Genomic DNA, 13,616 nt, shown 5'->3' with positions numbered 1-13,616 from the left:
AGCCTAGAGCAAGCCCTCTTGTGCATATACTCAGTCCATGCTAAGAAAATGAAGAATTCTTCTACTTGGTCAAAAAAGGAACTTTTTACGTTTTTAAACATGGGGGTGTTCGGGTGGCGGATCATTTTACAGACCGTTTGAAGTTGAATTTGAGTGGTACGGGCAAAGAGTTAACGCCGCAGCAATTAAATGAAAATTTTAAAACTATTGAAAAAGAATTCATTGAACGCAGTGTAAACGTAAGCTGGTTTGGAGCTGCTGGTGATGGTATTCAGGATGACACGGCAGCTTTGCAGGAATTGATTAATAAGACCCCCGATTATTCCATTCTTCACATCCCCAGTGGACGATACAAAATAACCTCTACCTTACAGATTCGCAAGCAGGGTGTGCGCATTTTTGGCATTCATAAGGGCAGATACCGACAAGGCAAAGGTGTTACGTCGATTGAATATTATGGTACGGGTCCTTGTTTTCAAATTGGAGATGAAAGTCTACCATCGTTTAGCGGATATCAAAATGTGCAGTTTCATGACTTATCGATCCGGTACGAGGGGGCTGACAGAGGCACATTAAATAATCCATTTTCGCAGTCAGTGAAGCGTGGATATTATGGCAAAGGTACTTTGGGTATTCAGGATTGGAAGGGTGGCGGAGTTGTCCTGGATAACGTCCTAATTGAGCATTTTGAAACGGCTTTTTGGGGCTACGAAAGTGATGTGAATTTATTTAAATGCACGGAGATTAATTACAATAAAACAGGGATTCACTTGCAGAACAGAAGTTCACAGTTTACTAGCATAGCGCTTTTTACATTGGGGAACGATACGGCATTGGATCTGAATAGCTCCAACGGGGCCAGATTTTTAGCTAGCCAGCACATTAAGGATGGAAGTTCCAATGATATTCCCATTTTAATTAATGATTTTATGAACGCTGAATTTATAGGCTGCTGGTTTGAGGGACTAAGCAGAGAGCATAAGATGACAGTGCCTTCTTTTATTCAAATTGGTACTACCAAAGAAACAAAAAATGTGGCCTTGCGTGACTCCATTTTAGCGATAGCGGACAAATTCGATGACACCCAATCCGTATGTAACTATTTTGTGGATGTGGTCATTGGCAAAAAAGTTTTGGTGGACGAGGTGGGAGGGTATCCCCGTAATCTAAAGCAGCTTATTTCTTTCTCTGGTAGCTCTTCCACACAGCAGGTGACACTTCGCTCACATTTGGATTTTAACTATAGCAATAATCGTTATGACGAGAATAATGGGACAGGGCAGGCTTTGCTGCTTGTCGAGAAATACTCGAACAACGGGATTGAGCATTTGGACGAAACCTTTGTTAAAGCCTACCTGGGAGCAAGGCAAAATCTTCCCGCAGGTAGCTGGCAGAAGGTGAAGTTCAATCAAATCAACCATGATGAGCTGATCGAATTCGATGCGGTGAATAGCCGATGGCGAGCCAAGCGAGCTGGGAAATACAGAATACAAGTCTACATTTCGACCGATCCTCAAGTGGATGGCAATCGCACACGGCTGGCACTTCATCTGAATGATGAGCAGCTTGCCGGGAGCTCCGCCTATGCTTATCTCGATGATAGGGTAATTGGTGGACTGAACTATAGTGCATTGAGTGGAGCAATGGAACTTAGACTGGAAGCGAATTCTTTTATTGATATACGGGTGTTCAGTCAAAATTCAATGGATATTCTACCGGGTGGAGGAATCACATATTTCACCGTAAGCCGAATTTAAACAATTATTTCACAGACGATAGATGTTCTGTCATTTTATATATTGGAAAATGCGCACCATGCTGACTCAGCTTGGTGCTATTTGATGTTTTTATTCATATGGAATATTTTTCTTTCATTCTGACGACAATGGTTAGCAGCACGCGAATAGGCCGGAGGGGTAAGTAAATGGGCTCCGGTGCTTTACGCCAATATGTTGAGGAGGGAACCGATTGTGAAGAAAAAAGTGGTGGCGTTCATCCTGGCTTGCCTGGTAGCCTTGACTGCCGTCCCTGTCGGCGGTTGGGCCGAAGAAAGCAGACCTGAAAGCAAAACCAAAGAGGGATCAGCGGCTGAGCTGGCTCCCGAGGCTCTTTCGGCGATCATGATGGACGCAGATACGGGCACAGTCATCTATGAAAAAAACAGTCGTGAAAAGCTTCCTCCAGCGAGCATCACCAAAATTATGACGATGTTGCTGACAATGGAGGCCATTCAAGATGGCAAGCTCAAGCTGACCGATAAAGTTCGGGCCAGCGAATATGCGTCTTCAATGGGAGGCTCGCAAATTTTCTTGGAGCCCGGAGAAGAAATGACGGTCGATGAGATGCTGAAGGGAATTGCAATGGCTTCCGGCAACGACGCCTCTGTGGCGATGGCTGAGAAAATTGCAGGATCTGAACAGGCTTTTGTCGAGATGATGAATGCGAAGGTGCAGCAGCTCGGGCTCAAGGATACGCATTTTGCCAATTGCAACGGTTTACCCGTAGAGAATCACTATTCTTCTGCGCATGATATTGCGGTTATGAGCCGGGAGTTGTTGAAATACCCGCAAATTACGAAATATACGGGAGCCTATCAGGACTATTTGCGCAAATCCTCAGTCAAACCCTTTTGGCTTGTGAATACGAATAAACTTGTCCGTTTCTATACTGGAGCAGACGGGCTGAAAACAGGCTATACGGCAGAAGCAAAGTTCTGTCTTTCCGCTACTGCGAAGCGTGATGGCTTGCGTGTCGTAGCTGTCGTGCTCGGGGAACCAAATACGAAGATACGCAACAACGAAGTATCTTCCATGTTCGACTATGCATTTTCTCAATATACAATGAAATCCATATACAAGCCGGGTGAATTGCTGGGCAACGTAAAAGTTGAAAAAGGCGTATTGCCAGAGCTGAAAATTCAGGCTGACCGTTCTTACAGTGTGCTGGTGAAAAAAGGTGGCAACAAACAAACGTTGCGTCATGAATTGCAACTGTCCCCAAGCCTCAAAGCTCCTGTCCGGGCTGGTGACCCAGTCGGTAAGCTGGTCGTCTATCAGGATGGACAACGGCTTAAGGAATTTAATATCACTTCGCCTGTGGCTATCGAAAAGGCCGGATGGTGGAAATTGTTTAAACGTACCATGTCGAACCTATTTTCTTTGTAGATTTTACGGGGTTTTCTTCTAGTTTTGTCGGAGGGCAGGAATCGTCTGCGGCTACGTAGAAATCCTTGTCCAAGACCGGGAGGAGAGTGAGTAAGCATGAACCTGCAAATTGAAATGGAGCATCACCGGGGGGTACTGATTGTAAGGCTGTCTGGTGAGCTTGATCACCATACGTCGGACATGGTCCGTATGCAAATGGACGAGGCGATTCAGCGCCGGCAATGCGAGCATATTGTGCTCAGTCTGAAGAATCTTCAGTTTATGGATAGCTCCGGCCTTGGCGTTATCTTGGGACGGTACAAACTGATCAAGCAAAAGGGCGGAAAAATGGCAGTCTGTGATGTCAATCCGCCAGTACACCGACTGCTGGATATGTCAGGGCTGTTCAAAATCATGCCCATATATGACAACGAGGGAAATGCGCTCACGGAACTGGAGGTAGTGTCATGAGAGAAGGCACGGGTAACAATTTCATGAGCTTGCAGTTTGCTGCCAAATCGGAGAATGAAGCATTTGCTCGTGTGGCTGTCGCGGCCTTTATTTCCAGGCTCGATCCCACAATGGATGAGCTAAGCGATTTGAAAACCGTGGTGTCTGAAGCGGTGACAAACAGTATTATTCACGGTTATGACAGCGACCCGTCAGGTGTCGTAACGATCAAAGTCGGGATTGAAGCGGACGTGATCACGTTGGTTGTTGAGGACGCAGGCCGAGGAATTGAGGATCTAGAGCTGGCCAAGCAACCCCTATACACGTCCAAACCTGAATTGGAACGCTCCGGCATGGGCTTTACGATTATGGAAAATTTCATGGATGAGTTTGAAGCAGTCAGTGAGCCGGGCGGAGGCACGTCGGTCCGGATGAAGAAAAGGATTGAATCCAAGAAAGCTTTATATAATTAGGAGTTGATCCTATGGAAGCAGGAGGAAAAAAAACTTCGCACAGCTATTTGGAGGATGCGGAAGTCAAGCGGCTTATTGCACTGAGTCAATCCGGTGATAATGAGGCTCGTGAGACACTGGTCAATAGTAATATCCGGCTCGTCTGGTCTGTCGTGCAGCGCTTTATGAACCGGGGGTATGAACCTGACGATCTTTTTCAAATTGGTTGCATCGGCTTGTTAAAATCGGTGGATAAATTCGATCTCAGCTACGAAGTCAAATTTTCAACATATGCAGTACCGATGATTATCGGTGAGATTCAACGGTTCCTGCGTGATGACGGTACACTCAAGGTTAGCCGTTCCTTGAAGGAAACGGCCAATAAGGTCCGCAAAATGAAGGACGAGCTATCCAAACGGCTCAACCGCCTGCCTACAGTCAAGGAAGTTGCTGATGAGCTGGGAGTGACACCAGAGGATGTTGTTTTTGCGCAGGAGGCCAATAAGCCGCCTACTTCAATTCACGAAACGGTGTTCGAAAATGACGGTGATCCGATTACGCTTATGGATCAGATTGCTGACGAATCACAGGAAAGATGGTTCGACAAGCTGGCACTCAATGAGGCCATTGGCGGACTATCTGAGCGGGAGCGGTTGATTGTGTACCTGCGCTATTACCGGGATCAGACTCAATCAGAGGTTGCAAGTCGGCTTGGTATTTCTCAGGTGCAGGTATCACGGCTGGAAAAAAAGATTTTACAACTGATCCGCGATCAGATTGCCCAATAATAACAGTCAGGATCTTAGTGAAATCCTTATGCTTACGTATTACTAAAGGGTATTCCAAAGCCATTTTAATGGCCAGGGGTACTCTTTTTTGCGTGGAATAAAAGACAATACACAGAATAGGTTTCCTTGCTTCGTTCCATACTAATCGATAATTACGAGGATAAGGAGGGGATCGGATGACTCATAGTCCGGCTCCTACAGTAGCTCCTATTGTCTACTTGCGGCTCCGCAGCCGTGTTCGCATGATACAAGGACAGGATTTACATTTGGGTGATGTAGCCCAACTGCTGACTAATCCTGAATGGGAAAAGGATCTGCTTGAGCTTGTTCTCAAGCGCCCGCAGCACCAGGACGGTAATCTGATACTGATAGACATGCTGCAGATCATAGCAAAAATTAGAGATCATATTCCGGGGGTCGTAGTTGAATCTCTCGGGAAGCCGCATGTACTTGTGGAACTCGTGGAGAAACCCCGTAAGCCGTCCAAAATACTGTTTGTTTTGGTATGGGTGCTTCTGTTTTTTGGCTCTGCGCTGACAATTATGAATTTTCATGCCGACGTTAGCATGATGGAGGTACAGGTTCGGATTGTAGAGATGATTACGGGACGTAAGGATGAGCATCCGTACCTGTTTCAAATTGCTTACTCGATTGGCATCGGCTTTGGCATGATCGTTTTTTTTAATCACTTGTTCAAGAAAAATTGGAACGAGGAGCCGACGCCGCTGGAGGTGGAGATGTATCTGTACCAGGAAAATGTGGATCAGTATGTTGTGGCAGAGGAATATGAAAAGATGGCCCGTCTGCAGACAAAGGATAAGAAACCATGATACTTGTACAGGCTGGACTTCAGATTATTTTAGGTATTGCTGGGGGCCTTGCGGTGGGTAGCGGTGTAATTGCTTTTTTTATTGTGCTGGATATCATGCCGCGATTAGCACAACTCACCCGTACGTATAAAAAATCACGTGCATACGAAAAGGCAATGATTGTAGGTTCAGTACTGGGAACTGTGGTCGATTTTTGGAACATTTGCTTGCCACTACCGGGCATATTTACATGGATACCTGGGTTATTTTGCGGAGTGTTTATTGGCTTGCTCGCCGCGGCTCTAACGGAGGTATTGAATCTCCTGCCTATACTCGCCAAGCGACTCCACATGACCGTGTATATGCTCGGTCTGTTAATGGCAATGGTGCTTGGCAAGGTAACGGGATCCTTATTTGACTGGTTTGTATACAACCGTTAACAACGAAAGTGAAGGGGGCAAGAGATATGGATCACAGAGCGGATCAAGAGCATCAGGAGCAGTATCAAGAAGACGGGGCAATTGGAAAGGGAAATCATACTGGCGAAGAAGAGTTAAGTCCATGGAAGAAAAAGCAGGCGCAGGAATCTGAACGCTTTAAGCACAAAAAAGAGAGTGAGCGGTCTGATAACGTAGAGGAGTCCGTTCGCTACTGGCAGGCCGAAGATGATATATCGCCGAGGATGAAGGATAATAAGAACACACTTGAAACAGTATTAGGTTTAGGAGAGACCTTTGATGTCGTATTCAGGGAAATGACACTGGGTGGGCGTCATACCGGATATCTGTTCCTAAATTCCTTTGCGAAGGATCAGATCATGCTTGAAGTGCTAAAGCGTCTCACCTATCTGACGCCGGATGATCTCTCTTCGGATGGACTACAAGCGTATTTTGAAAATTTTATTCCACATATTCAGGTGGAGAAGACGGATAAGATGTCTGTGGTCATTAACAAGGTGCTGACGGGACTGAGTGCCTTTTTCATGGAAGGCGAGCGTTTTTCCCTTATTCTGGATACTCGTAATTACCCGGTGCGTAATCCGGAGGAACCTTCTTTGGAGCGGGTTGTGCGCGGTGCTCGCGACGGATTTACTGAAACAATGCTTACAAATGTAGGTCTGGTGCGCCGGCGTTTACGGGACCCAGGGCTTAAATTTGAGGCTATGCAGGTCGGACGCCGAACACGAACAGACGTATGTTTGGGCTACATTGACGATATTGTAGATAAGGTGATGGTGGATACTGTACGAGACAAAATTAAAAATGTTAATTTGGATGGTATTCCGCTGGCCGACAAGCAATTAGAGGAGACGATTATCAATAAAGGTTGGAATCCATATCCATTAGTACGATATTCGGAGCGACCAGATGTCGTGGCATCGCATATTATGGAAGGAAGGCTCGTTATTTTCGTCGATACCTCACCCAGCGTGATGATTTTGCCTACCACTTTTTTTGACTTGTGTCAGCATGCAGAAGAGAATCGGCAAACCGCTTTTATGGGAAGTTATTTGCGCTGGGTACGTTTTATAGGTATATTCGCCTCGATGTTTCTGCTTCCGATGTGGCTACTAATGGTCATCAATCCCGAATTAAAACCGGCGTTTCTTGATTTTATTGGTCCGCAAAAGGAAGCACATCTTCCGCTGATTGCCCAGTTTATCATTGTAGAACTAGGGGTTGATCTAATGCGAATGGCGGCTGTGCATACTCCGACACCACTGGCTTCCGCTATGGGCTTGATCGCAGCGATTCTGGTCGGTGATATAGCGGTTAAGACGGGACTTTTCGTGAATGAGGTCGTGCTCTATATGGCTGTCGCTGCCATAGGAATGTTCGCAACACCGAGCTATGAGCTGGGGTTGGCGAATAGACTGATTCGACTATTCCTGCTGGTTGCTGTTGCAATTTTTCACGTACCGGGCTTTGTCGTGGGTACGACACTGATCATTTTGATGCTGACGCTGCATCGGTCATATAATTCTTCGTATTTGTGGCCGTTCATTCCTTTTAATGCCAAAGCGTTAGCTTCCATCTTGTTCCGTATGCCTGTACTAGATGCGCCTAACCGCCCGTCATCTAACAAAACGAGGGACAATACGCGTATGCCCCATACGGATGCCGACACAGATTCGAACTCAGGCAATGGACAGGAGCATTAATATAAATGATCTGCATAAAAATCCATTGTTCTTGATGTTTTTTTTGCTATACTGGTGTAAACATTCGATGGAATATGACTAGCTTGTTCCAGAAAGAGAGGCGCCAGAACATGTATTTGCATGGAAGCAGTAAAATTAACAGCAATGGACATTTGGAGATCGGCGGTTGTGATACAACGCTTTTGAAAGAGCGTTTTGGCACGCCGCTATATATTGTTGACGAACAGTTAGTCCGCCGGCGCTGTCGGGAATTCATAGAAGCTTTTCGTGAAACCGGATTGAAGTTTCAAGTTGCTTATGCAAGCAAAGCGTTTTGTGTTATGGCGATGTGTGCTTTAGCTGCTGAAGAAGGAATGTCGCTTGACGTAGTTTCCAGTGGAGAATTGTTTACTGCGCTACAAGCAGGGTTCCCGGCAGAGCGAATCCATTTTCACGGCAATAACAAAACACCGGAAGAAATTGAAATGGCGTTAGATGCGCAAATTGGCTGCTTCGTCGTCGATAGCGAAATGGAGTTGCATTTGTTGCAGGCCCTTGCCTCCGAGAAAGAACAGCAGGTGAATATCTTACTGCGTGTTACACCAGGGGTTGAGGCGCATACGCATGAATATATGGCCACAGGTCAAGAAGATTCGAAATTTGGCTTTGACATTGGGAATGGTACAGCACGCCAAGCAGTGGAACAGGCTATCGAGCTGGACCATCTTAACCTGTTAGGGGTACATTCTCATATCGGTTCGCAAATTTTCGAAGTGAATGGCTTTCAAATGGCTGCTGAACGGGTTGCAGCTTTTTCCAGAGAAATTAAAGAACAGCTTCAGTTTTCCTTCAAAGTGATTAATCTGGGTGGGGGATTTGGCATTCGCTACACAGAGGAGGACACACCGCTGAAAGTATCCACCTATGTGCAGGCTATCGGCGAAGCGGTGAAAACCTATTTTTCAGGACTTTACGATGAACTTCCAGAAATTTGGATTGAGCCGGGACGCAGTATTGTAGGCGATTCAGGCACGACCTTATATACGGTAGGAAGCATCAAGGATATTCCGCAGGTACGTAAATATGTCTCGGTAGATGGCGGGATGACAGATAATCCACGCCCTGCACTGTATCAGGCCAAGTATGAAGCGATGCTGGCTAATCGAGCGCAGGATACGAACGAAGAGACGGTGTCCATTGCGGGCAAATGCTGCGAAAGCGGCGATATGCTTATTTGGGATGTAGAGCTGCCTCGTATAAATAGCGGCGACTTGCTCGCTGTTGCCTCAACCGGAGCCTACAATTACTCCATGGCGAGTAATTATAACCGAATACGTCGACCAGCAGTTGTATTTGTCAACAACGGTGAGGCCGAGTTGGTGGTGCGTCGGGAAACCTACGAGGATATCGTACGCAACGATGTTGTGCCACAGCGCTTGATTCGTGATCAAGCCAGTCCGGCGATTCAGCCTAACGCCAAGATTACGGTTTCGTCCTGATTTTAGCATTGTAAGATCAAGCAGGCCATTGAGTCGGTAATAATACACCGGGGACAATGGCCCTTTTTTTTGGACAAGACTTTGCTAAGAGCGGCAATTCATAGTAAACTGGAACTTGATGTTATTTAGTTCTCAAAACAGGTTGAAAAGGAGATACAAACAATGAAAAAAGGTAGAATAGATCTTGAAAACGGCGGTATCGTCGAAATTGACTTTTTCCCAGAAGAAGCTCCAAACACCGTTGCTAACTTTGAAAAGCTGGCAAACAGCGGTTATTACAACGGTTTGAGCTTCCACCGTGTAATTCCGGGCTTTGTGGCTCAAGGTGGTTGTCCAATCGGTAACGGTACAGGCGGTCCTGGTTACACGATTGACTGTGAAACAGCTACGAATACAACAAAGCATGCCAAAGGCGTTCTGTCCATGGCTCATGCAGGTCGCAACACAGGTGGCAGCCAATTCTTTATCTGCTACGCTCCACAACCACATTTAGATGGAGTACATACTGTATTTGGTAAAGTGACCAAAGGTATGGAATTCATTGATGCAGTAAAACAAGGCGACAAAATGAAAGAGGTTAAAGTATTTGACGTGTAATTTTACCGTTAATTACATGATCTTTTTTAAATAGCGTTGCACCTAAGCCGTTCTGTCTTTGGACAGGGCGGCTTTTGTTGTCTTTTGTTTGACGGTTTATTGATTTTCGCAATCACATAGGCATTACAGTGCGTAAGATCACATTCGAAAAGTAAGTGTTGTGATAGCCTTTTCATAAGAATGCATTTTCCATTTATTTTATATGAGTATTGAAACTCAGTAAGGATTGGAAAAGAAGGGGGCTTATCACATTGTCAATTTTAACGCGCACAAATCGACTCGGATTTTTTGAAATCCGGCTGGAATCCATTGGTGGACTCGGCGCTAATCTGGCTGGCAAAATGTTGGCCGAAACCGGGGTGCTTGGTCTGGGGCTGAATGCTTCAAATTTTTCGTCCTACGGTTCGGAAAAAAAGGGAACTCCGGTTAAAAGCTTCGTCCGCTTCTGTGAGCCGGAGGTCGATATTCGGGATCACAGTCCGATTGAGCAACCGCATGTGGTAGGCATTTTCCATGAAACGTTATACAAAACGGTAAATGTAATCAGCGGACTGCCAGCGGATGGGATTGTAGTGGTTAATTCCACGCGTCCAGCAGAAGAAATACGGGCTGATTTGGGACTGGTATCCGGTACATTAGCGGTGGTGGATGCGATGGGCATCGCACTGGAAGAGCGAACCAAACTAAATACGTCCATGCTCGGTGCCTTGTTCCGTGTCTGTGATTTCTTGGACCCGGAAGCGATGAGATCGGTTATACGCAGTACCTTTGAAAAGAAAAATCCACTGTTAGTGGAACCTAATCTGCGTACGTTTAACCGTGGTTATGATGAAATGGAACTGCACGTATATCCGGTTACTGATGACGCAGAGGATCGGGTTTTTGAACGTCCGCAGCCATTGCTGGGATACGAAACCCAACTACTGGGGGGCGTTATTGCAACTCAGGGAAACAGTATGACGAGAGATGTTAGTGGTTCACGTCAGGGGTATGTGCCTGAATATGAAGCTGATAAATGTACCCATTGTGCCAAGTGTGATTCGATTTGCCCGGATTACTGTTTTGTATGGGAAGAGCAAGCAGACAAACGCGGAAGAATGATGCCATTTTTGCAAGGGATTGATTACCAGTATTGCAAAGGATGTCTGAAATGTGTAGATATTTGCCCGTCGGGGGCATTAAGCTCGCGTCGCGAACAATGGGGATGGGCGGAACAGAATCGAGTTGCCCACCAATTTCCGGCATATGAAGGAGGGCGTGCGTAATGGCAAAACTGGAGGAAGAACTCAAACAGACAGGCGCCGCGCAAGTGACAACGTTCGAATCCGGTAATGAAATGGCAGCTACGGCGGCTGCGCAGATTAATTATCATATGATGGGATATTTCCCGATTACTCCATCTACCGAGGTAGCGCAGTATCTGGATCAGATGAGAACGAGAGGCCAGCATAATATTAAGCTGGTTGCAGCAGACGGAGAACACGGATCGGCAGGGATGTGTTATGGAGCTGCCGCAGCGGGAGCGAGGGTTGTGAACGCCACCAGTTCGCAAGGTTTCCTGTACATGCTGGAGCAGTTACCTGTTCAGTCAGGTACCCGTTTTCCTATGGTTATGAATCTGGTGACACGAGCTGTCAGTGGTCCCCTGGATATTCGCGGGGATCATTCGGACCTGTACTATGGTTTGAATACAGGCTGGGTCATTTTGACGGCAAGTACACCACAGGCTGTGTATGATATGAACATCATGGCACTAAAAATCGCAGAGCATAGCGATGTTCGACTGCCTGTAATGGTCGCATATGACGGTTTTTATACGTCCCATCAAAAACGTAAAGTGCAATATTTTGCCGATGCTGAGACCGTGCGCGGTTTTGTAGGTCCTAACCCGAACTTAAATTATCCGAATATTACGGATTTTGATCATCCTGTTACCGTGGGTGCGCATATGAACGGTGATGACCTGACGAATAATCATGTTCAGCTATCCGAAGCACTGAAGCTGTCAGAAGGAGTATATGAGCAAGTAGCAGCAGAATATGCCGCTTTATCCGGTCGGGAATACCCGATTTTGGATCTGTATCATATGGAGGATGCTGAGGTCGCGGTATTCCTGTTGAATTCGGCGGCTGAATCGGCCAAGGATGTGGCGGATCAACTCCGTGCGCGCGGGATTAAAGCTGGTGTGATACGTCCGAATATTATCCGACCGTTCCCAGCCGCACAACTGCGGGAAGCATTACGCGATGTCAAGGCGCTGCTGGTAGGTGAACGTGCAGATTCGTATGGGGCAGACGGCGGTAATTTAACGCATGAAATTAAAGCGGCCTTGCAGGAGGATCCGCTGAACCGGACGCTTGTGTTGAGCCGTATCTTTGGCTTGGGCGGCAAGGATTTTTATGCGGAAGATGCAGAGGCGTTCTTCCAGCTTGCGATTGAGGCGGCAGAGGCCGGACAAGCGGAGAAGCCCTTTGATTATTACGGAATTAATCCGGGTTCACCGGACAAAGTGATGCCGCAAGTTATGCAGCCGCCACGTGGCAATGCATACCGTACGGGTCTGATTCAGGTTACGCCGGACGAGGCGACCGGGAAGCTCAAAGTCAAGGTACCACCCCTGCGGTCGTTGACGACCAAACCACGCCGTCTTACACCAGGTCACGGGGCTTGCCCAGGATGTGGGGCATTGTCTGCGCTGGAACTGTTTTTCAAAGGTATTGAAGGGGATATTGTCGTGCTGTTCCAGACAGGCTGCGTATATGTGACGACGACAGGGTATCCATATACATCACACAAACAACCGATGATCCACAATCTTTTTCAAAACGGGGCCGCTACACTTTCGGGAGCGCTGGAAGCTTATATGGAAATGAAGCGCCGCAATGAAATTGAGATGTCGGACGATCCGACCTTTATCATGATCAGTGGTGACGGTGGAATGGATATTGGTATGGGTTCTGCGATTGGTGCGGCTCTGCGTAATCATAAGCTGATCATGCTGGAATATGATAACGAGGGGTACATGAATACCGGTTCACAGCAATCGTACTCCACTCCGCTCGGTCACATGACCAGTACGTCGGGTGTAGGGAAAATGCAAAAAGGAAAGCAAGGGCATCACAAGGATACCGTACAAATCATGGCTGCTTGTAACATTCCGTATGCCTTTACAGCAGCTGAAAGTCATCCGCAGGATATGCTGCGCAAAGCAGCCAAGGCTCAATGGTATGCGAACAACGTGGGTACGGCCTATGGTAAGATCCTGTGCGCCTGCCCGCTGAATTGGAAATCTGAAGACAGACTGGGCACCAGCATTGTGGGCGCCGCAGTCGAGTCCTGTTTCTTTCCTTTGTACGAAATAGAGCAAGGCAGTACGACGGTTACGTATAATCCGGAAGACAAGGGAAAACGGATCCCAGCTGCAGAATGGTTGAAATTAATGGGTAAAACGAAGCATCTTCTCAAGGAGGAGGCTACGCTGGCTACCTTTGAGCAGGAGATTGAGCGTCGCTGGACTACCCTGAAAAAGAAACATGAAATTTCAGAGCTATAACTCTGTTTTTTGCATAATCATCGATTAGCATTGTTAGCCGCTGTTACTGTAGTGGTTCGATCAAGATTCTTTACGCTTATTGCGCAAAGAATCTTTTTTGTCGTTTATGGGTTGAAGCATAAAAAAACAGGTAATGATTTCCGATATAGGAGTGGAGGCCTATAAGAGGCACGTTAAAAAGTTTT

12 protein-coding genes are annotated in these 13,616 nt (G+C 46.7%); all 12 read left to right on the top strand.

Translation table 11 applies throughout. The annotated features are described in order from the left end of the window. Positions 1-113 precede the first annotated feature (113 nt). The 12 genes from KAI36_RS15710 to KAI36_RS15655 all read left to right on the top strand — a co-directional run bounded on the left by KAI36_RS15710 (position 114) and on the right by KAI36_RS15655 (position 13,431). Entirely contained in the window at positions 114-1,757 is a 1,644-nt protein-coding gene (locus KAI36_RS15710; RefSeq protein ID WP_220025370.1) for a glycoside hydrolase family 55 protein, read from the top strand. A gap of 213 nt (positions 1,758-1,970) precedes the next feature. Continuing rightward, the gene (locus tag KAI36_RS15705; protein WP_220025369.1) at positions 1,971-3,164 is read left to right on the top strand and encodes a D-alanyl-D-alanine carboxypeptidase family protein; all 1,194 of its coding nucleotides are present in this window, start codon (positions 1,971-1,973) and stop codon (positions 3,162-3,164) included. Positions 3,165-3,260: 96 nt separating this feature from the next. Beyond that, the gene (spoIIAA, locus tag KAI36_RS15700) at positions 3,261-3,614 is read left to right on the top strand and encodes an anti-sigma F factor antagonist (RefSeq protein WP_013310782.1); all 354 of its coding nucleotides are present in this window, start codon (positions 3,261-3,263) and stop codon (positions 3,612-3,614) included. Further along, positions 3,611-4,066 (top strand): anti-sigma F factor, encoded by a 456-nt coding sequence (gene spoIIAB, locus KAI36_RS15695; protein ID WP_013310781.1) that lies wholly within the window; start codon positions 3,611-3,613, stop codon positions 4,064-4,066. The genes spoIIAA and spoIIAB overlap by 4 nt, the downstream gene beginning before the upstream one ends. An 11-nt stretch (positions 4,067-4,077) precedes the next feature. Beyond that, on the top strand, positions 4,078-4,833 hold the full coding sequence (gene sigF / locus KAI36_RS15690; RefSeq protein WP_023989213.1) for an RNA polymerase sporulation sigma factor SigF: 756 nt from the start codon (positions 4,078-4,080) through the stop codon (positions 4,831-4,833). A 176-nt stretch (positions 4,834-5,009) separates the two neighbouring features. After that, entirely contained in the window at positions 5,010-5,663 is a 654-nt protein-coding gene (locus KAI36_RS15685) for a stage V sporulation protein AA (RefSeq protein WP_023989212.1), read from the top strand. Beyond that, positions 5,660-6,082, top strand: a complete 423-nt coding sequence (locus KAI36_RS15680) for a stage V sporulation protein AB (protein WP_220025368.1) — start codon at positions 5,660-5,662, stop codon at positions 6,080-6,082. Before KAI36_RS15685 ends, KAI36_RS15680 begins: the two co-directional genes overlap by 4 nt. A gap of 26 nt (positions 6,083-6,108) precedes the next feature. Beyond that, entirely contained in the window at positions 6,109-7,803 is a 1,695-nt protein-coding gene (locus tag KAI36_RS15675) for a spore germination protein (RefSeq protein ID WP_220025367.1), read from the top strand. Between the two features lie 110 nt (positions 7,804-7,913). Further along, on the top strand, positions 7,914-9,281 hold the full coding sequence (gene lysA, locus KAI36_RS15670; RefSeq protein ID WP_220025366.1) for a diaminopimelate decarboxylase: 1,368 nt from the start codon (positions 7,914-7,916) through the stop codon (positions 9,279-9,281). 162 nt (positions 9,282-9,443) lie between these two features. Further along, on the top strand, positions 9,444-9,878 hold the full coding sequence (locus KAI36_RS15665) for a peptidylprolyl isomerase (RefSeq protein ID WP_013310775.1): 435 nt from the start codon (positions 9,444-9,446) through the stop codon (positions 9,876-9,878). Positions 9,879-10,129: 251 nt separating this feature from the next. Continuing rightward, positions 10,130-11,143 carry a 2-oxoacid:acceptor oxidoreductase family protein gene (locus KAI36_RS15660; RefSeq protein WP_023989209.1) on the top strand — a complete coding sequence of 338 codons (1,014 nt, stop codon included), beginning with the start codon at positions 10,130-10,132 and terminating at the stop codon, positions 11,141-11,143. Then, a complete protein-coding gene (locus tag KAI36_RS15655) occupies positions 11,143-13,431 on the top strand; it encodes a thiamine pyrophosphate-dependent enzyme (RefSeq protein ID WP_220025365.1) in 2,289 nt (762 codons plus the stop codon). Before KAI36_RS15660 ends, KAI36_RS15655 begins: the two co-directional genes overlap by 1 nt. Positions 13,432-13,616 lie beyond the last annotated feature (185 nt).

Source organism: Paenibacillus sp. S02 (assembly GCF_019454065.1).
Classification (GTDB): Bacteria; Bacillota; Bacilli; order Paenibacillales; family Paenibacillaceae; genus Paenibacillus; species Paenibacillus polymyxa_B.
The sequence above is the reverse complement of the archived record's forward strand: the minus strand, read 5'-3'. Positions and strand labels throughout refer to the sequence as shown.